Genomic DNA, 19278 nt, shown 5'->3' with positions numbered 1-19278 from the left:
AGGACTCCTTGTCAGGAAAAGCTGAAGGTGTTGGTCGGTTCAGTGGTTTCAGGAGCGACACTCGGGAATTGTGTGGTGTTGCTGGCTTTATCTTTGCGGCCGTAATGCCCGGCCCTGGTCCTGTACTCACCCAGCGTGGCGGATTCAATCCCGTTGGCATCCAGGTTGATGTAGCTCCCGCCGCCATTGATTACTACACGCTTATTTGCCGTTATGTGGATCTCATTCTCAGTACTGGTAATGTTCAGCTCGCCGCGCGCGACCAGTTCCATCAGGTCATTTTGTGCCTGAATTTTTACTGGCCCCTGGTTGGCAATGAGCTTAATACCGAGCTTACGCACAAACACGCTGAGCGCATTCCCAACCCCCACAAACAGATTCTTCACCACGCTGATATCGGCATTCTTGCCGGCAGTGGCGATCAGGTTCTGACTGGCTGAGAGCTGAAGATGCTGTCCGCTGGCCAGTGCGATGCCGTCCGGCGCACTCATCAGCAGCACCGATTTCTTGAGCTCCGTCAGTTGCTGCTCCAGCAGTTTAATTTGCGCCTGCAGGTCAGCCGGGTTCGCCGTCGCTTTCTGCGCATCCTCTGAGATGGACGTCATCTGCTCCCGGGCATCGCCCAGATTGCTGACGGCTGGCTGCATTTCCAACACCTGGCCCTGCGCCTTCGCCTGACCGTCTGCCGTAATGAACATCCCTTTCTGAGCACGTATCGCGCCCCAACTGTCACTTCTGAGCTCAAAGCCTTCCCCGCGCTTCTGACGCTCAGCGTCCACGAGATGGCCAAGGTTCAGCTGGCTCTTGCCGCCATACTCGGTTGAGAGCTTGATATGCTCCTGATTTTCCGAGTCATCCAGGCGGAGTTTGTTGTTTTTTGGGGTGCGCAGGACGTTGCGTTTGTAGTTCTGGATGGTGACGTGGTCGCCGTGCGCTGAATCGTGCAGCACGCCAGAGATGTACGGACGATCCGGATTGCCATCTTCAAAACCAATGGCCACTTCGGTGCCTGCCAGCAGCGGCAGGTGCAGGCCGTAGGTGTCACCGGCATACGGGCGGGACTGGCGCACCCACAGGCTTTCAAAACCGGTCTCCCAGTTATCGCGGTCGAACAGCATGTTGACGCGGTAGCGGCCATCGCGGTCGATATGGCCGTAGGTATCGTTCTCTTTGGTACTGGTGACGCGCGCCGGTAGTGTGCCGGCCATCACCGGACGGTCACCGGGCTCCGGGCGGAAGCCAAAATCGGGGCTGTCCGGGATACCCTCAAAATTAACACCAAAATCTTCGTCACGACGGGCGTGCGTGTGCATCGCAGTGATGGCCACGCCATGCGCAAACACGTCAGCCACCTCATAGCCGCCAGTGACTTTTAATACCTGGCCGGGGAAGAGCGTCGGGCAGCTGGTGATGCCCCGGGGCTGTGTCTGACCATTCAGGTAGCGTTCGTGGCGAATACGGGCACAGAACGCCCCGGATTCCGGGGCCGGATGGCGGTCGTATTTACTGCCCGGCGTCAGGTAATTGTCGGCATAGTGATAGGCATCACCGTAGGTGGTGGTATCCCCCCGGGTCACATCGACCTGGATGTTCATGTCCTCGTTTGCCGCGCGGTAGTTGTAATCGCGGGTGCTGACCTGCTTTTGCACCACTGCGTGGTGACATTCCATGCCCCAGACGGAGTCCACTCCTTTTGAGTGCTGGCCTGACGGCGGCACCGATGGCAGGGTCAGGCCTTTCTCATAGCCCTGCTGGCTGTCGTAAAATTCCACCACATCGATATTGAGGCGCGTGTCGGTGGTAAAGCGGAACCAGATGCCCACTTCGCCCAGCAGGCGGGTGATAAAACGCAGATCGTCCTCGCCGTACTGCATGACCTGCTCACGACGCGGATAGTCCTGGGTCAGTGAGAACAGAAAATCCTGGCCGCGCATGTTGTGACGCTCGCGCAGGATTTTTTCAACAATCTGCGGAACCGACATGTCCTGATAGATAGCGTTCTGATGTGAACGGCTGAGCAACGCCAGGCGTGGGGTCAGCGTCAGGGCATAGTGCGTTTCGTCTTTTGAGGTACTGAGGCGTTCAAACCCACTGACTACCCCCTGAATAACGCGAACGGCCTGTTGCACCTTAATGCCGTAACCCTGATCCACCGGTGCCTGCAGCGTCATGGAAGCGGCTTTCATCAGCATCATTTCCTTGCTGATGGCATGATCGCTACTGGTGAACTCAATACGGTAGCTGAACGGTTTGCTCAGGGCTTCGTGGCCCTCAAAGGCCAGAACGTCCAGCCCGGACTCGCAGCCTTTTACCGCCAACAGATGGTGATTGTGGCTGAAGCGGATTTTAAGATTCGTGCTCATGCGTCAGTTCCTTCTGGTTCAGTGGCTGGGGTATCAAACTCCAGCACAATGCCCTCATCGTCGGTCCACTCCAGGGTCAGTAATTTGGGCTTCTGCTTCGCGGCCATATGGGTCAGCAGCTGCTGACTCAGCACCGGCAGGATTTGCTGGTTGAGAAGACTGTCAACGTTACGCGCGCCGGTATCCGGCAACAGGCAGGCTGCGGTCAGGGTGTCATACAGGCTCTCGCCAGTCTGCGTGGTCAGGCCGTAGTGACGCTTCAGGCGCTGGCTCACCTGACTGAGCTTCATCTCCACGATGGTGCGCATGGCAGATTCTGCCAGTGGGCGATAAATCACCGTCTGGAAACGTGCCAGCAGCGCGGGCTGGAAGTGGTCACGTAAAATCGGGCGCAGCAGTTCGTGCAGGTCGCTTTCGCTGGCGTCTGGCTGTTCATCCAGCAGTTGCATGAGGTGGTCGCTGCCGAGGTTCGAGGTCATCAGGATGACGGTGTTACGGAAGTCGATTTCACGCCCTTCGCCGTCGCGCATAAAACCGCGGTCGAACACCTGATAGAACAGGTTCATCACGTCCCGGTGGGCTTTTTCCACCTCATCGAGCAGTACCACGCTGTACGGACGCTTGCGCACCGCTTCGGTCAGAATGCCGCCCTGGCCGTAGCCGACGTAGCCCGGAGGGGAGCCTTTCAGCTGGGAAACGGTGTGCGGCTCCTGGTATTCGGACAGGTTGATGGTAATGAGTGACTTTTCACCACCATACAACACATCGGCCAGCGCCAGCGCGGTCTCGGTTTTACCGACACCACTCGGACCGACCAGCAGGAACACGCCCTGAGGGCCGTTCTCAGACGTCAGACCGGTTTTTGCCGCCCGCAGACGCTGGGCAATGGCATTCAGGGACATGTCCTGACCCACCACGCGCTTACCGATTTCAGCTTCCAGGGTCAGCAGTTCGGTCTGCTCGTCTTTCATCAGCGAGGAGAGCGGTACGCCGGTCCAGTCGGCAATCACGTTCGCCACGGTGCGAGTGTCCACATCCAGCGACAGCAGCGGCGTGCTGCCCTGCAGCGCGGAGAGCTGGTTTTGCAGGTGGTTGATATCCGTCTGACGGCTGATGTCCTGGCGCACTTCGAGCAGTTGTTCCGTCAGGCTCAGCTCGCGACCGTACTGGCTTTCCAGTTCGTCGAGTTCGACGATCAGATCGTTCTGCTGTTGTTCAATCACCGCCAGACGTTCGCCGTGCTGATTGTTGCCCAGCGCGATATCTTCCAGCAGCGCCTGCTTTTCGATGTCCAGCGCGGTGAGCTGCGCGCGGTACTGCGTCAGCGCTTCTGGCACGGTGTCGAGGCTCATGCGCACGCGGGCGCTGGCGGTATCCAGCAGATCAACCGCTTTGTCCGGCAGCTGGCGGCCCGTCAGATAACGGCGGGAAAGCATGACGGCAGCGCGGACGGCATCATCGGTAATGTGTACGCCATGGTGTTCGGCATAGCGGGATTTCAGGCCCCTGAGCATCAGGCAGGCGGTGTCGTCGTTCGGCTCGTCCACTTTCACCATCTGGAAACGACGCTCCAGGGCCGCATCACGCTCGAAATACTGTTTGTATTCAGACCAGGTCGTTGCGGCAATAGTGCGCAGTTCGCCACGGGCCAGTGCAGGCTTCAGCAGATTGGCGGCATCCGCGCCGCCCGCAGAGTTACCCGCACCAATAATGGTGTGGGCTTCATCGATAAACAGCAGGATCGGCACCGGCGACTGCTGCACGGCATCGATGACATTTTTCAGGCGCTGTTCAAACTCGCCTTTTACGCCTGCGCCCGCCTGCAGCAGGCCGAGGTCCAGAGTACGCAGCACCACCGTTTTCAGGCTCTCCGGCACGTTGCCCTCATGAATGCGCAGCGCCAGCCCTTCCACCAGGGCCGTTTTACCGACGCCCGGCTCGCCAACCAGGATCGGGTTGTTTTTACGGCGACGGGAGAGGATATCCACCATCTGGCGGATTTCAGTATCGCGACCAAACACCGGGTCGATTTTGCCCTCTTTTGCTTTGGCGGTGACATCGAGCGTGAATTTATCCAGCGCGTTCTGCAGCGCAGGCGACAACTCGCCTTGTTTGCTTTCAGAAACGCCGACCGGGCACCCCACGAACTCAACCGCATCGCTTTTGACTAATTCTTCCTCCAGCTGCATGTCCGGGCGCTCGTCAGATTGCGTATCCAACAACGGGCGCAGTCGCTCAAGCTGGCTCTGGCCCAGCGTCAGCAATGGCCACAGGCCATCGCAGCGCGCCAGTTTTGGTTGGGCAACCAGCGCCATCAGCAGATGGACACTGCGGATCTGTTCTTCCCCGGCAAGGGAGGCCAGTAGCCAGGCTTCCTGCAGGAGGGTCTGAATGCTGGCGGACAGCTGTGGACGCTGACGAACTGAGCGGGGCTGATTATCCAGCCAGGCAAGCATGTCCTGCCACAGCGCATCCATATCCCACTCATAACGGCGGGCCAGCACCGTCAGGTCACCTTCACCCTGCTCAAGCAGCTTCAGCAGCCAGTGCTCAGGCAAAATTTCTGCATGCGCCCGGGTCTGGCAGAGCGAAGCCGCCCCTTCCATCGCACGGGCACAGTAAGGGTTCAGACGTCGCAGCAGAATGGCTGGATTTTCCATGACTTTCTCTCTTTGTCGTTTCCTGGACACGCTACCGCCCCTCGCTGTTTCCCGGGAAGGGGACCAAAGCGCATACGGTCAGGCTGGCAGTTTGTGGGGTTCTTTGCTGAACGCCCGCACAAGCAGGCGTTCAGCAAAAACAAAAAAGCGGGCAGGATGCGCTGCCCGCTTCTGGTCTTACGCGGTAGCGCGTTCGTTCCAGGAATCGGAATGAATGATGTTGCCGTCTTTGTAGGTCCAGGTGATTTTTTCGTAGCGCAGTTCAATGCGCTCAAGGTGGTTATGCTTCTCTTTGGACGGATCCTTGATGTCGTACATTTCAGGATTCACCTTCACCACTTTCACGTTTTCAAGCTTGGTGTTGAAGTACTCAACTTCCTGACCCGCGTCGTTGATTTTGTACCACTTGAATTCAGCAGACTTCAGGGTCTGGCCCGTGGTCACCGCCTTGTACAGGTACGGGCTTGCGGAGTCGATTTCCTTGGTGAACAGGAACGGCGTGTGGATACGCGTGCCGGTCAGCTTGCCGGTGTTGTTGTCGGTCGGGATGTACAGATCGTGTTTCTGTGCCACCACTTCGATGCTGCCTTCACGATCCTGAACGTCCACAGACCCTTTGATGTCCGCGCCGCCGTCGTCTTTCAGCCAAAGATAAACAGGAATTGCCATGTGATTTACTCCATTACAGTTTTATCTGCGCCATCATCCGATGGCGCCTGGGGATTGCCCGGTATCTGACAGGCGTCTGCCTGCGGAACCAGACTGATTTCGACACGACGGTTAAGTGCGCGCCCTTCCGGGGTGTCGTTCGTTGCGATCGGACGGCTTTCGCCATAGCCCTGCACCGCAAAACAGCTTTCCGGCACATCGCCGGTGTCACGCATCCAGTTGCGTACCGCGTCGGCACGCTCACGGGACAGCGTCTGATTCAGTTGGGGGTTGCCGGTGTTATCGGTGTGACCACTGACCACAATCAGCCAGCCCGGTCTGGCCTTAATACCCACCAGCGAGTTAACCAGCAGTTTGGTGGAGCCGGGTTTGAGGTCGTATTTGCCTGAATCGAACAGCGACATGCTGTCGAGGCGAACGATTTTCGGAACCGGTTTGGGTTTCGGCTGCGGTTTGGGCGGCGGTGGTGGAGGCACATACGAGCGGATCGCTTCCAGCACCGGTATGCGCAGATGCCCGCCCTGATACAGACCCAGACTCATGTTCAGCGGTTCACCGTTACGCGACCAGCTATCCAGCAATGCACCGTCCTGACGCAGCACCTTCACGGCCTCTGCCTTCGGGCCGTAATCATCCATCGAAATGCGGTCATAGTGCGCAATATCAAAACCGACACGCTGCAATAACTGGTGATTATTCCAGCCGCTGCAGAGCAGTGTCGCCATCGCTGCCAGGGTGAACATCCCGAGCGCACAACGCAACGTCCTGCCCCGCGGTGTCAGCCCCTGGCCTTCCGGCAGCAGCGGCAGAACAAAGTCAGGGAACAGTGACATCACCGTGCTGTCGGTGCCAACGGGCTGCCATCCAGCGACGTGTTGCATCGCGGTGTGGCGGGATAATGAGGCTGTCCAGAGGGATGAGGCCAGGCTGCCGTCCAGAATAGGTCCTGTCCCCCACAGTACGGCGGTCGGGGCAATGGCCGGGATATCCGGATTTTCATCCATGAAGACCGCTTTGACGTGATGGTGGAACCAGCTCATCAGGCTGTTCATCAGCACCTGTTGCTGCATCGCCATTGCACCACCGGTGGTGACCCAGCTGGAAATCGAGCAGGGCGCTGACGATCCTCGCCAGACGCTGACCCCTTCGCCAGGTATTGCTGCCTGCCAGAGCATGTCGTTCATCATGGCGCTGCCTGCCTGACCGTTCAGAACCAGTGGCACGGAATGACCACTCTCCTTACGCAGCTGGCTGATTTGCCAGCGCAAAGCCAACAGACGGCTGGTCAGTGCTTCACGGTCTGCGTGCTTCTGAGGGCAAACGCTGACCATCACCGACAGCTGCCGCCCCCAGTCGGGGCGAAGCCATAACAGCTGACGTGCCACCTGCTCCAGGTCCTGATGGTCTTCCACACGGATCCAGCACCCCTGGGTGACGGTCAGGACCTGAGAGTGCTCCGGCCAGGCCTGTGGCAGATCGCCGCAGACCAGTACCACCGGCTGACGGTAAGTCGCATCAGGCAGATCGTCGGGGCACAACGTCGATTCATGCTCAGCACGGCGGCTGGCCACAATCCAGCACGCCAGAATGGCCCCCAGCGTTGCCAGCAGAAGCAGGATCGAGACCAACCGTGACACTGGCAGAAACCCCAGGCACACCACGGTGCTCAGCAGAGCGGCCCACAATGCCAGCCCGCGCTGTTGTGCAGGACTCATTTCACCGCTCCCGGCAACAGGGCTTTCAGGGTCTGGTCAAGCCAGAAATCCAGTCCCCACCAGAGGGCCGCCACCACGATAAGGCTCAGACCGATACGCACCGGCCAGGAGGCCAGCCAGCCCCCCGTGCCCCGTCCGGCACGACTTTCTGCCAGTACCGGATGGGTCTGCGGATAGCTGAAGGGAGCGACGTGCTCATTGAGCGCACTGACGAGGGACTGCCGCGCCGGATCGTTCAGAGACCGGTAGCTGCCGAGGAACCCCAGCATCATCACACGCTGAAAACAGGTCAGTACTGCTGCATCGGGGGCAGGGTCGCGCAGAACGTCACGCATCCTGTCACAGAGTGTATCGCCTGCATCCATGGTCCCCAGGAAATGCCCCTGTAGCGGAATGTTGTACCACTGCACACAGGCGTCATCCTCCAGACCCCGACCTTTCACCGCCTCATCGAGCAGGGCACACTGCGCGGCAAGAATGTGCTGACAGCCCGCCTCATCCAGCTCGCGCGTTTTTAGTTCCTGCTGGACACGCTCCACATCGGCAATACAGCGCTCCCACAGGACCCGCCCCTCTCCGTCCTCAAATTTCGGACCGTGACGCAGGCTGATGACCTGCAGCCAGGTATCCTGCATCAGGTCATCAATATCGATGGACGCGGCCGGACCGCGTTTACGCTCACTCATGTTCTCAGTACCGCAAAGAGTTCAAGTTCAGGCTCGCCGAGCATCCCCGGCACATAAAACATGCAACTGCCGCTTTGCAGCATCTCGGTGGCCAGTGGGTGCGTCACATCGAGGCTGAAATACTGATTTTCCAGGCGCAGCGGAATGGCGGCCGGCACATGACGCAGTGGCGTCAGCGGTACACCCACGCGGGAGGAGTTGACGATACTGCGAACGTGATCGGGGCTGCCGACTTTGCACTGGCGCGGGAACTGCTCCTGCAGTTGCGCCACGGACATCGGCGAACGAACGGAGAGGTAATAATCGGCCCCTTCGCGCAGACGCGGATCGTGCAGCCGAGCCTGCCAGAAGTGCAGACGCGGATCGTAATCCAGTTCAATGGACACCACCCGCGACGGCAGACTGGCTTCCAGCAGATCGCCCAGCAAATCAAACAGCGGCGGGAAGACGTTATTCAGTTGCTCATGCTGCCAGGCCGGAATGGCGCTCACCTGATGCTCCAGCGAGAAAGTCAGCAGGCTACCGGCCAGGCGGGCGAGTTCGGGATACAGACGCTCCGGCGGGCTTTGCGGCTGACGCTGGAACTGCCCCAGTACCGGCTCAGCACTGTTCAGCGCATTGAGCAACCAGAACAGGGACACATCGGCCACGGCAAAATCGGCCATCCGCTCATTGCTTTCACGGCGCATGGCCATCAGACGAGTCAGACGCGCACGCAGTTGCGTCATCAGCTGGTCCAGTTGGGTGACCAGCCAGCGGCTGCCCTGCAGCGCTAACAGAGGAGGAAGAAAGGCCTCATCAAGCGCCCAGTTACCCTGCGAGTCCTGCTGCAGACGGGCAACCGGACAGGTCAGGTAATCGCTGTTGTTCTGATGGGCAAAGCGCAGCGTCAGTTCAGGCTGAATGACCGCAATCTGGCGGGTATCTTCACCAAAGCGGTTGCGGACATCCCGCCAGCGCTGGCGGAAACGTACCGGGCGTTCGGCCACTTCATCAGGCTTTAGGCAGTTGCCACCATTGGCCCGCAGCAGCGGCAGGGCGAGCACCACCGTCACGGCCTGCGACTCGCTCTCAAGCGACAGCACCGGTGGCAGGTCGTCCGCATTATCCGTATCGATAAGCGTCCCGTCAGGGAAGCGGATGTGCAGATGACGGGCCTGCAGACGGCCCAGCTTCAGGGCATCCGGCTCAAACGTGGCCTCGATCATTCCCCAGGGCTGGGCAAGACCCAGCCGGGCGATACATTCCGCAGACCAGGCCGCATACGCGGCCTGTTGCTGGAAGTGTTGGGGAGAGACCATCTGACCTCTGCCCCATAACGGTTGTTCCGTTTTCATGGGCTTCCTGCCTTAGCTTAGGATTTCGCCTTCGGCATCTGGGAAACCAGCGACAGGTTGACGTCCATTCCTTCCACCTGGAAGTGTGGCACGGCGTACAGCTTCACGCGGAAGAAGCCCGGATTATCCTCGATATCTTCCACCACAACTTTCGCATCACGCAGCGGGTGAGAGGCCTGCAGTTCGTCGCCCGGGTCGGTCATTTCGGTCACCAGACTGCGCACCCAGGTATTGAGTTCAAGCTCCAGCAAACGGCGGTCCTTGGTGGTGCCGATGTTTTCACGCTGAATCAGCTTCAGGTAGTGCGCAATACGGGACAGCAGGAAGATGTACGGCAGACGGGCGTTGATGCGGCTGTTGGCCGTGGCATCCGCGGTGTCATACAGGGCCGGCTTCTGGGTGGAGTTAGCGCTGAAGAAACAGGAGTAATCTCTGTTCTTATAATAACTTAGTGGAATAAAGCCCAGATTCGCAAACTCAAACTCACGGGTTTCCGGTATCATGACTTCTGACGGGATCTTGACCTGATTGCCGGTGCCCAGATCGTACAGATGAATAGGCAGGTCCTGGACGGCACCACCGGCCTGCGGGCCACGAATTTGTACACACCAGCCGTTGTTAATGAAGCTGCGTACCATGTTAGACGCAAAGGCAAACGAGGCGTTGGTCCACAGGTATTTATCGTGATCCGGGCCTTTCACTTCTTCCACATAGTTAAAGCTGCGCACCGGCACGGTATCCGGGCCATACGGCAGGCGACCCAGCACACGTGGCATCACCAGACCGATATAGCGGGCATCATCCGTCTCACGGAAGGATTTCCACTTGATGTACTCCGCACGATCGAAGTAGTTACCAATGTCCTTGATGGCCGCAACTTCCTCCATCGAATCCTTGAGGAAAAATTTCGGGCCAGCGGAGCCGATAAACGGCATGTGGGCAGCGGCGGAGACTTTTGATATATTACGCAGCAGCGCGACATCCTGCGCTGACGCATCAAATTCGTAGGCGGAAATCAGCGCGGCAATCGGTTCACCGCCCGGGGTGTCGTACTCATCAACATATGTGTGTTTATACAGTCCACTCTGGATGATTTCCGGGCTGTCTTCGAAGTCCTGACGCAGGTCTTCTTTGGACATATCCAGCAGCTCCACCTTCACGTTCTGACGGAAATCGGTTTTATCCACCAGGGACTGCACTCCGCGCCACAGGCTTTCAACAGCCTGGAAGTCCGGGTGGTGCATAACCGCATCCAGCTGGCGGCTAATCTGGTAGTCCAGCTCCGCAATGTGGTGGTCGATGAGGTTGCGGTCGAGCTTCTCCACTTTTGAGCCAGATTTTGTCAGGCACTCCAGGAACACCTGCATCCCCGCGGTTAAACGTTCATCCGCCGTTGCATCCGACATCGCCTGCGCGTCCTGCCAGATATCCAGCGCACTCAGCTCGGACACCGGGTTCAGGTTGATTTTTTCAAACAGGGACGCATAAACCCCACCCGCAGCAGGACGTTCCAGCACCAAGCTTTCGCCACCAGCCGCATTCTCATTTTTTACAGACATCAGCATCTTCCTTATTAATCCGTTAAATCATCGTGACCGTTATGGCTGTTTAGGTGCCAGAGCAGACAGCTCTGAGCGAAGTTCTGCGCTTAACGCCGGGTCGAGCAGAATTTTTTCCAGCTCTTTACGGAAAGCCTGGTTGTCCAGCAGGTTCGCTTTTAAATCGCGAAGCAGATTGCGCATGGACAGCATCGCCTTCAGCTGAGGGATTTGCCGGGAGACCTGCTCTGGGGTAAAATCTTTCATGCTCCGGAAGGTCAGACTGATGTTGTCTTCGCTGCCGTCATCAGCAAGCGTGTTTTTAACGGTCAGACTGACGTTTGGGGAATATTCGGACAACACTGAATCGAAATTATTTTTATTCAAATCAACTTTTTTGCGCTCAGACAGGGGCGCAGACTCCTGACCATTACTGAAGTCGCCCGCCACCAGCAATTTCAGGGGGAGCTCCGTTTTCTTGCTCGCGCCCCCCGTATGCAAATCAAGTTTTAAATTAATACGCGCTTTAGGGATTTCGGACTGAAAGGAAGAGTTAGACATGGCTGCCCCTGTTCTATGGAGTGATAGAAACGGTCAATGCCAGTGAAAAATAAATAAGAAAAACTTACCCTGCCAGAACAAGTTTCCGGTTCGCGTCATCCGACGTAAATATAAATTCCGGAACTAAAAAGCGGGCGCATTCCATCCACCAGCATGCCGATATTGTATTTTCTGGCATTCATCTAACATCAGGATTATTGCCATGAACAGTGTTTTAAAAGTTTACCCTTGATTATAAAAGCCAAAACATGTAACAAATCATTACATCAATATAATTAACGGCAAAGATGACGCCTTATTACTTTATTGGATTATTATCACAAAAAAAAACATTGCACACAGCTCAGGGATGTATAAAAAACACTCAGAAGTTCAGATGAGTACACAGCATGAAATAGCGTCTCATTAAAAAAATGAGTTTTGATGTTTTTATAAACAAGCCGCTCTCTGCAATATAAATACAGATGGCACATCAAGATATTCATTCTTTTTACTAATTTAAATAATGCTTATGTTAGTTGAAGAAAACTTTATGTTTGCTCGCCAGGGCAGATATGGTGTAGGCATCAGGGAGTGAGTACAAGCAGCAATAACAGCCAGTCTGATTGCGAAAATCAAGAAGCGGTTTTACCAGAGAGCTCAAAATGTTGGTTTTATTGCTCAGGTTGTAATGCAATCCGGTTAGAGGCCATCACGACTAACGGGAGGACATAAGCCTGAAAAACCTCTGTACATGCTGACAGGTTGCCCGTCGCCAGAAACTCAACCGGTGCAACCAGTTTGCCCTCATCCGAAAATCCACCAGTCAGTGCCGACTTCCTTACCAGCAGTGAATTCGTATCGCTGTATTCCTGGACCAGAAGCGCTTCATTGTCCCAGTCCCTGTCACTCACCGCTGCATTGACCCAGCCCTGCGATTTAAGCTGTTCAATTGCGTACGTCAGCCGGTACAAATCCGACTGAGCGGAAACAGAACCTGTGCAGGAACGCCACAGATATTCAAGGCGATTAAGCAAACTGGCAGCCAGGCCGTTGTTGCGCCCCAGTACCAGTAACCCCTCAATATCGGATGCAATGGTTCGTGGAAACCGTTTATGCTTATACGCCACCGTTAACCAGCGTAGCAAAAATGTATGCGTACTGAATGGCGACAATGCCTTGCCATCCTGCTGCGCGGTACGTAATGCGACAAGGGCGCACCAGGCAAAATGCGCAAGTAGTGTGACGGTTTGTTCCGGGGGGAGAATATCGTGAGTGTTTTTCATACAGGAATTATATCGGCGCTGCAGACATTGGGGAAGGCCAGTATAAGGTTCATATTTTCAGGCCTGATTAACTGACGCCCTCCAGACTGGAGCAACCATAACCTTCACGGAAAATCTGGCCGTCATCACAGGATGAGGCTATTTCATTCACCCTGGCCTGTAATTGACTAAATTGTCGGGTGAATGAACACCTTTCAGTGCGACTGATAATGAAAGACAACATGCTGGTGACGTTGTTATCCGCTTCCGTCACCGTACGCCATGCATCGTCGATAATGGCATACACCTCCTGCTGCACGCCATCAGTGGATGGTTCGTTTTGCGCCACGCCCAGCGTATCCATGTTCATCATCAGCACCGTTTTGCATTCCGGAGCACTGACCGCTTCCCGTATACCAACGGACAGACAGACATCCTTGCCCGACAGTGTGATTGTTAGATATTTTTAGCTACTTCATTGAATTTCTCTCGTAAGTAGTCTTTTACCCGCAATATCTGCGAAATCGCACTATCGGCGTTATCCATTTGATCCTGGATAATCTGCAGTTCAGGTGGGAGTGGGATCTCCATATTGGCAAAATGCGTAGCAATATAGGGTTCCATATGTTTCATCCATTCTGGTTTTTCCCCTATACGCTCTTCTAACGTAAGAGAAGCCGATAAGCGTCGATTAATCTGATCACTCAGACTGTCGCCCTGTTGTTTAGCGATTTCGCTGAGGATGCGTTTAATTTGATCATCCAGCATAATATTTGAACGTGTTTTCATACAACCTGAACCCCATCCGTTTTGTGTGTATACAAACAACAATACACACCAATCATGCGCATGTAAAGATCGATTATTTTTGTGATGGTAAGCCCCGAACTCACCAGAAGACAGTGGCAGATCTAATGTCCATGCGAGGCTAGTGACGGGCGGAGTACTCAGGTATTCGTGGAAATAGCCGGGGGCTTCGGTCAGCACTTCGTCATGTACCGTCAGTATGACGGTCATAACCGTTAACTCCCGCTCCAGTGCAACCAGTATGAAAGTAGTTTCCTTCGACGAGAACATTCGTGATGATATCCAGGTCGCTTAAAAGACAGCACTATCGCATTTTACCCGCCCTTTGTTTTATGCTTAAAGGAAAATAAACAAGGGGTACAACGTGAATAAAAATGATTTAACCTGGGTGGACAGAGCCCCCCGTCCTGACCTTTCCGACTATCCGAGTGAACGGTCATTGCCTCCTTATCCGGTCTATCTTTTCCCGGAAATATTATCGAAGCCTCTTGGTGCCTTACATCATGGCACTCAAATCCCTGTTGAGTTAATCGCAAATACCGTACTCACCGCAGCTTCGCTTGCCTGTCAGCCGCTCATTGAAGTGATCCAGCCACACACAAATACACCAACACCCTGCTCTCTCTACTTTTTTTCAATTGCAGAATCTGGTGCAGGGAAATCCACTGTCAAAAATATCATTATGAAACCTTTCTATGATTTTGATGAAAGAATGCGGCACGAATACAGTGATAAAAAAGCGGATTATGATGCAAAAATAGAGGTGTGGAAAATAAAGAACAAAACACTCATTAGAAATCTCCGCAAGGCCATTGACAAAAATTTCAATGGAGAATTCGAATCCAGAAAAATTGTTGAGCACACTAGGTCAAAACCCCGGGAGCCAGTACCGCCTCAGATTATCTATAATGATACTGCAGCAACCGATCTGATTTATGGCCTCAGCCGATATCCCAATGCCGGGCTCATTACCGATGAGGCGATAACTTATTTTGGTAATCGCCCCAAGAACAAGATAGGTTTTTTGAATAATGCCTGGGATGGCAGTTCATATCACTTCCGTCGAGGGGGAACTATAGACTGTCATTTTACGCCCTGTTTAACAGCATCACTCATGACACAGCCCGGGGTGTTTGAAAGCTTTATGGAAGTACACGGTAAAATATTCAAAGAAAGTGGCTTTTTATCCCGTTTTTTATTCATCAGAACGGATAACCTTGAACACTACGGTGCTGAGGCATTAGCACATGGAGAGCACTGGTCAGAAATCAGAGAATTTCATGAAAGACTGGATTTACTGCTTAACAAACAAAAAGAACGCATTGATAATAATGAAACAGCAAAAACGCAGTTAACACTGTCAGATAATGCACTTAATATCTGGAAGAAACACAGAGAGTCATTATTAAATAAAATAAAACCAGGTAACGAGCTTTATTATATTCGCGAATTTGCAGTTAAATCCAGCACAAATACACTAAGAATGGCTGCCATCTTTCAGTACATCTGCAACGAGAGCGCAAATGAAATCAGTGAAGATATCATGGATAGCTGTATTGAAATCACTGACTGGTACCTGAATGCAACTAACCGGATTTTCTTTGACACACCTGAGCGTATTGAATTTACACAGGACGTCCTTAAATTGTACCAGTTTATACTGTCTCGCTCTAAACAAGAGAACGGAGCCATAACAACAGGTGAGATTGAACAGTATGGACCAAATAAGCTAAGAAAGGTGGAGAAGCTGACGCCAGTCCTGAATCACCTCGTTGGCCAGGGAGATGTTATGCTCTACAATTCAATATCCAGCGACACCATTTATATTTCAGCACTTAATCATGATGGTATCTTCTCGCAACCAAGAAACACTCCTTCCCGTAATATACGCACGGCAGACTCTACAGCTTTCAGACCTTGCTTCCACATCGATTTATCAGATATCAGATTAAAAGCAAAATAATTTACAAAATCAAAAACACCTTCATATGAAGGCTTGATACCACAACCATTGCAGTACAATAAACGAACAATTATTTATCTTTTACTGTATTATTTATTCTTAAAACCCGCTATTTCATACGTTTTAGCGGGTTTTTATATGTTTGAATTATAAAAATTACATAAAAATGCTCAAAAAACAGCCTCTCAACATTCGCACCTTAGAATCGTTCACTGTAAGATATGCGCCACACTCTCAAATTCGAAAGCACAAGAATGCGGTGAAGGAGTGCAACTCTCATCCCCTACACCTCTGTAAAATTATATTTAAATAAACATACTATTTATTTTATAAGAATACACAACGGTATTCTGGCAACATTATACCGGGTTGCGACAGGCGTAGCACCGCTATAAGTCGCGAGAGATTGTAATACGCTCCAGTACCCAGGCTTCGATTTCACTTTTAAGCCAGCGTGAACTACGCCCGAGTTTAATCGGCTTAGGAAACAGTCCTTCCTGTATTAACTTATAGAACCATTTATCACTTAACCCGGTGAACTCAGTGATAAAAGCCATATCCACGAGTTTATCACTCAGCAGACTGGTATTAGTGTTAGCAGTTGTCATGACGTTTTCTCTCTGTCTTAAGGAAAGGGAAGACAGGAGCACCGGTAAATGTTAATCCGGCACTCTGTCATAACATCTGCTGTATGGGTAAAAAAATACTTATACGTAATTAGTATTGACTGCAGCCAAAATTACGCTGACCGTCTGAATAGTCCTTGCTGTATTCTTTAGCCAGGTAATTGATACGAGTCGTCACTACAGCATACTGCGTAGTAAAATCAGGACTGTTTTTACTGAGGTGGTAATAACCGTTGTCAGGAAACTCCACCAGTGAGTAATACTGCGAATGGTTAAGCTCCAGTGCCCGTACCCAGGCTTCCATAATCATGAAGGCCAGATTGTGTGAATACTCACCGTTCACTGACCGATAATTCCCCGGATACGCATAATTTTCGCGATTAAGGAGCAGTGCAACATGATAGTGTTTCTTACCACAGTTACTGAACTCACGGGTCCAGATATAACGGATCCTGCGGGGGTGAACCCGCTTACCTGCATTCTGTCTGTTCAGTAAATTTGCATTAACCTGAGCGTTCAGGGAGGAAATGAATCGGGTAATTAACGATGAATCAGCGTTATAACAGGCAGTATTGAAATCAGGTAGGCGTAAATCGACCCTCAGGACTAATGTACGGGAATATTCATTCAGTGATTTATTGAGGGTTTCCTGAATACGTTTAACATGGTTCCGATTCAGTGGGTAGTGGTAGTGCGTATTGAAACTCATAAGTGATGACCTTAAGTTAGTTGTTCAATAAGATACAATGCTGGAGTAATAAATTACTTTTAAAGAATGATGAGGAGATATAGCAGGTCTGTGACCAGACCACCTGCGTACTGTATGACTGTCAAGAGTATGCCGTGGGTGTAATGCCCTTCAGTTGGGCACAGCAAACAGTGTGTTTAATACTTGTTGAATAAGGATATTCTCATAATGAAATCTTTAGAATAACACCCTGTCAATTACACTTCTTATTTCAATAGCAATAGTCTGATAATAACACCTCTACAGTGATATTCTTCTATATAGGTATATTACCAACCCGACAGGCAAAAGCTTAATATCGACAAAACTACAATAGAAGAAGAAAATATCAATCAACGTTATTTCAGGATCAACAAACCGATTATTTTACTCTCAAGTTAACGTTAATCACTCATATAATATAACAACCTATATGATCATAATTTAACCGTCTAACAGGCAACATTTACGCCACGCAAAATACCTGATATTCGACAGATAATGCCCCGGATCCACACAGCGACGAAGGCCGCTTAACGTAAATGCCACTGAGCACACCGTCCTGTAGGCCCCACACTTTCCAGCAAATTTTCAGATACACATCACCCTTCTGCAACAGGGCCAGGTAATCGTTAAATCTGCCTGCTTTTCGATAAGCATTTTGCTCAACCACGATCGATTTTGTCGATCGGTTCGATCGAATTTCATCGTTATCCACCGCACTTTTGTGGCTATAGAATCCTCAGGGGCTTTCTGTAGCGACCTGAGTTTCATTAAAAATCATACAGATAAATAAAAATCCCGGTACGGAAGCTGTGCTTTCGGGTTCCCGGTAAGGAGATAAAGAAATGAAAAGAAAACTAATAAACACCGCTTTAATGCTGACCTGTGCGCTGGTGCCCACCATGGTACAGGCCTTTGGTAATCATGAGACGTGGAGCAAGGGCTGGGCCCAGGGGACGTCTGAGTTTGTGATTCTGGGTAAGGGGCAGTCACAGCTGTATCTGGCCTGCGATGATTACGGCTCTCAGCCTGCCAGCGTCATATTCACGGACGCCACGGGACTACAGGTCAGCATGGACAGCGGCAAAACGCTTCAGGTCCGGGTTGACGGCGGTGAACCCATTGACATCAGCGACTCTGACAATCATGCAGGCGATAACAGCCTCACGTTTGCCTGGAACGCACTGCGCACCGGTAAGCTGGTGCTGGTCACCGGTGATGGCGTCCGCCCTGCCCTGTTCACACTGAATGGTGCCGGTAAAGTCCTGCCCGCCTTTAACACTCACGGGTGCGTATCAAAATTCGCACTCTGACCCTGAATGTCAGGCAACCGTCTGACTTATCACTAAAACCAGTAAGGATACATGTTGTATGAACGATATTTCTCTCCTCAGCCAGCGACTGGCAACACCCACCCTGCATTTTGTTCTGCTCAGCATCGTCACCTTCGGTGTCTGGCCGCTGCTCTGGCTGTACAAAAAGCAGGAGATTATCAGCGAGACAACGGGATATCCGCTTTACGGCAATCTGTTCATCATCTGGCTGGCCGTCTGCTTTGGCGTCGGGCGACAGATGGCGGCAATGGCCTCTCCGGACCTCGCAGGCTACGACCCGACCAGCGATGCCCTGCTGGGGTTGAGTGCGGTGCTGTCACTTGCCTGTGCCGTCATGTATATCGTCTGGGCTTTCAAAGCCCGTACTGCACTGCGCCATTATGCGCTGAATACCTTCCGCTTTGACCTGAAGATGAACGCGTTCTACACCGTGGTTTTCAACGTTTTCTACATCAACTACTGCATCAACGATATGCCGCAGGCCCTGGCAAAGCACCGCATTATTCATCAGCAAATTCAGACGACGTCCGATACCCCATCTCAGCCGTAACCCTCAGCACATTGTCACGCAGCTGCGCTTATATCAGCTTTAACCCAAAAGACGGGTATCAGCGCTCTGGCGTGGCTCCTCTAAGGAATACATTATGAATATCAAATACGGGTTGATACCCGCTTTACTTTTACTGCCGGCATCGGTGATGGCCGCTCCGACGCCTCCGATAAAAGTGGAGACCAGTAATCAGGTTCACCCCGCCGGAACGCGCTACGTCACTGTAGTGGTCACCTCCCTGGATGACAGTATCAAAGTTGAAAACATAGACGTGAACCGGGGTAATTGTCGCATCGATAACAAAAAGTTTATGTCCTCCGTGAACAAAGAAACTATTCTGCCTGCCACCCTGCACTACGGTCAGTCAGTCAAAGTGAATTTTTATAATAACTGCGTGGCTTCAGAAGTCATCGTGACTACTGATAAGGGAGGATGGCGTTACACCTACCACTGAGCCTTCCAGCTCTGATTTAAAATCACCTGTTAAAAAATGTC

At 52.6% G+C, this 19278-nt stretch carries 17 protein-coding genes; 4 read left to right on the top strand and 13 right to left on the bottom strand.

Annotated elements, in window-relative coordinates:
* Positions 1–11 precede the first annotated feature (11 nt).
* The 11 genes from ACF3VQ_RS03620 to ACF3VQ_RS03570 form a co-directional block, all read right to left on the bottom strand.
* The gene (locus tag ACF3VQ_RS03620; RefSeq protein WP_392433436.1) at positions 12–2363 is read right to left on the bottom strand and encodes a type VI secretion system Vgr family protein; all 2352 of its coding nucleotides are present in this window, start codon (positions 2361–2363) and stop codon (positions 12–14) included.
* Positions 2360–5023, bottom strand: a complete 2664-nt coding sequence (gene tssH / locus ACF3VQ_RS03615) for a type VI secretion system ATPase TssH (protein WP_392433435.1) — start codon at positions 5021–5023, stop codon at positions 2360–2362. The genes ACF3VQ_RS03620 and tssH overlap by 4 nt, the downstream gene beginning before the upstream one ends.
* A gap of 177 nt (positions 5024–5200) precedes the next feature.
* Positions 5201–5692, bottom strand: coding sequence for an Hcp family type VI secretion system effector (locus ACF3VQ_RS03610; protein ID WP_392433434.1), 492 nt, complete (start codon positions 5690–5692; stop codon positions 5201–5203).
* A 5-nt stretch (positions 5693–5697) separates the two neighbouring features.
* Positions 5698–7407: an OmpA family protein gene (locus ACF3VQ_RS03605; protein ID WP_392433433.1), complete on the bottom strand. Its 1710-nt coding sequence runs from the start codon at positions 7405–7407 to the stop codon at positions 5698–5700.
* Complete coding sequence (tssL, locus tag ACF3VQ_RS03600) at positions 7404–8093, bottom strand: type VI secretion system protein TssL, short form (RefSeq protein ID WP_392433432.1); 690 nt, start codon at positions 8091–8093, stop codon at positions 7404–7406. The genes ACF3VQ_RS03605 and tssL overlap by 4 nt, the downstream gene beginning before the upstream one ends.
* Complete coding sequence (tssK, locus tag ACF3VQ_RS03595) at positions 8090–9430, bottom strand: type VI secretion system baseplate subunit TssK (protein ID WP_392433431.1); 1341 nt, start codon at positions 9428–9430, stop codon at positions 8090–8092. Before tssK ends, tssL begins: the two co-directional genes overlap by 4 nt.
* A 17-nt stretch (positions 9431–9447) precedes the next feature.
* A complete protein-coding gene (gene tssC / locus ACF3VQ_RS03590) occupies positions 9448–10995 on the bottom strand; it encodes a type VI secretion system contractile sheath large subunit (RefSeq protein ID WP_392433430.1) in 1548 nt (515 codons plus the stop codon).
* A 33-nt stretch (positions 10996–11028) separates the two neighbouring features.
* The gene (gene tssB / locus ACF3VQ_RS03585; RefSeq protein ID WP_032664111.1) at positions 11029–11529 is read right to left on the bottom strand and encodes a type VI secretion system contractile sheath small subunit; all 501 of its coding nucleotides are present in this window, start codon (positions 11527–11529) and stop codon (positions 11029–11031) included.
* 653 nt (positions 11530–12182) lie between these two features.
* Positions 12183–12794: a DUF2913 family protein gene (locus tag ACF3VQ_RS03580; protein WP_392433429.1), complete on the bottom strand. Its 612-nt coding sequence runs from the start codon at positions 12792–12794 to the stop codon at positions 12183–12185.
* Between the two features lie 67 nt (positions 12795–12861).
* Positions 12862–13146: a hypothetical protein gene (locus tag ACF3VQ_RS03575; protein ID WP_392433428.1), complete on the bottom strand. Its 285-nt coding sequence runs from the start codon at positions 13144–13146 to the stop codon at positions 12862–12864.
* Positions 13147–13229: 83 nt separating this feature from the next.
* Positions 13230–13790, bottom strand: a complete 561-nt coding sequence (locus tag ACF3VQ_RS03570) for a hypothetical protein (protein WP_392433427.1) — start codon at positions 13788–13790, stop codon at positions 13230–13232.
* 154 nt (positions 13791–13944) lie between these two features.
* Here ACF3VQ_RS03570 and ACF3VQ_RS03565 point away from each other — a divergent pair, with 154 nt between their 5' ends.
* Complete coding sequence (locus ACF3VQ_RS03565) at positions 13945–15543, top strand: YfjI family protein (protein WP_392433426.1); 1599 nt, start codon at positions 13945–13947, stop codon at positions 15541–15543.
* Positions 15544–15932: 389 nt separating this feature from the next.
* On the opposite strand, the gene ACF3VQ_RS03560 is transcribed toward ACF3VQ_RS03565, so the two are convergent.
* Both ACF3VQ_RS03560 and ACF3VQ_RS03555 read right to left on the bottom strand, forming a co-directional pair.
* On the bottom strand, positions 15933–16151 hold the full coding sequence (locus ACF3VQ_RS03560; RefSeq protein WP_032648634.1) for an AlpA family transcriptional regulator: 219 nt from the start codon (positions 16149–16151) through the stop codon (positions 15933–15935).
* A gap of 109 nt (positions 16152–16260) precedes the next feature.
* Positions 16261–16878, bottom strand: coding sequence for an inovirus Gp2 family protein (locus tag ACF3VQ_RS03555; protein ID WP_392433425.1), 618 nt, complete (start codon positions 16876–16878; stop codon positions 16261–16263).
* Between the two features lie 866 nt (positions 16879–17744).
* Between ACF3VQ_RS03555 and ACF3VQ_RS03550 the strand changes: the two genes are divergently transcribed.
* From ACF3VQ_RS03550 to ACF3VQ_RS03540, 3 genes are all read left to right on the top strand, one after another.
* On the top strand, positions 17745–18212 hold the full coding sequence (locus ACF3VQ_RS03550) for a hypothetical protein (protein ID WP_392433424.1): 468 nt from the start codon (positions 17745–17747) through the stop codon (positions 18210–18212).
* Positions 18213–18270: 58 nt separating this feature from the next.
* Complete coding sequence (locus ACF3VQ_RS03545; RefSeq protein ID WP_392433423.1) at positions 18271–18783, top strand: DUF4234 domain-containing protein; 513 nt, start codon at positions 18271–18273, stop codon at positions 18781–18783.
* A 94-nt stretch (positions 18784–18877) separates the two neighbouring features.
* Complete coding sequence (locus ACF3VQ_RS03540) at positions 18878–19237, top strand: hypothetical protein (protein ID WP_032648627.1); 360 nt, start codon at positions 18878–18880, stop codon at positions 19235–19237.
* The last annotated feature ends 41 nt before the right edge of the window (positions 19238–19278 follow it).

Source organism: Yersinia fenwicki (genome assembly GCF_043099325.1).
Classification (GTDB): Bacteria; Pseudomonadota; Gammaproteobacteria; order Enterobacterales; family Enterobacteriaceae; genus Yersinia.
Note: the sequence above shows the minus strand (reverse complement) of the source record. Positions and strands in the feature narration are given on the sequence as shown.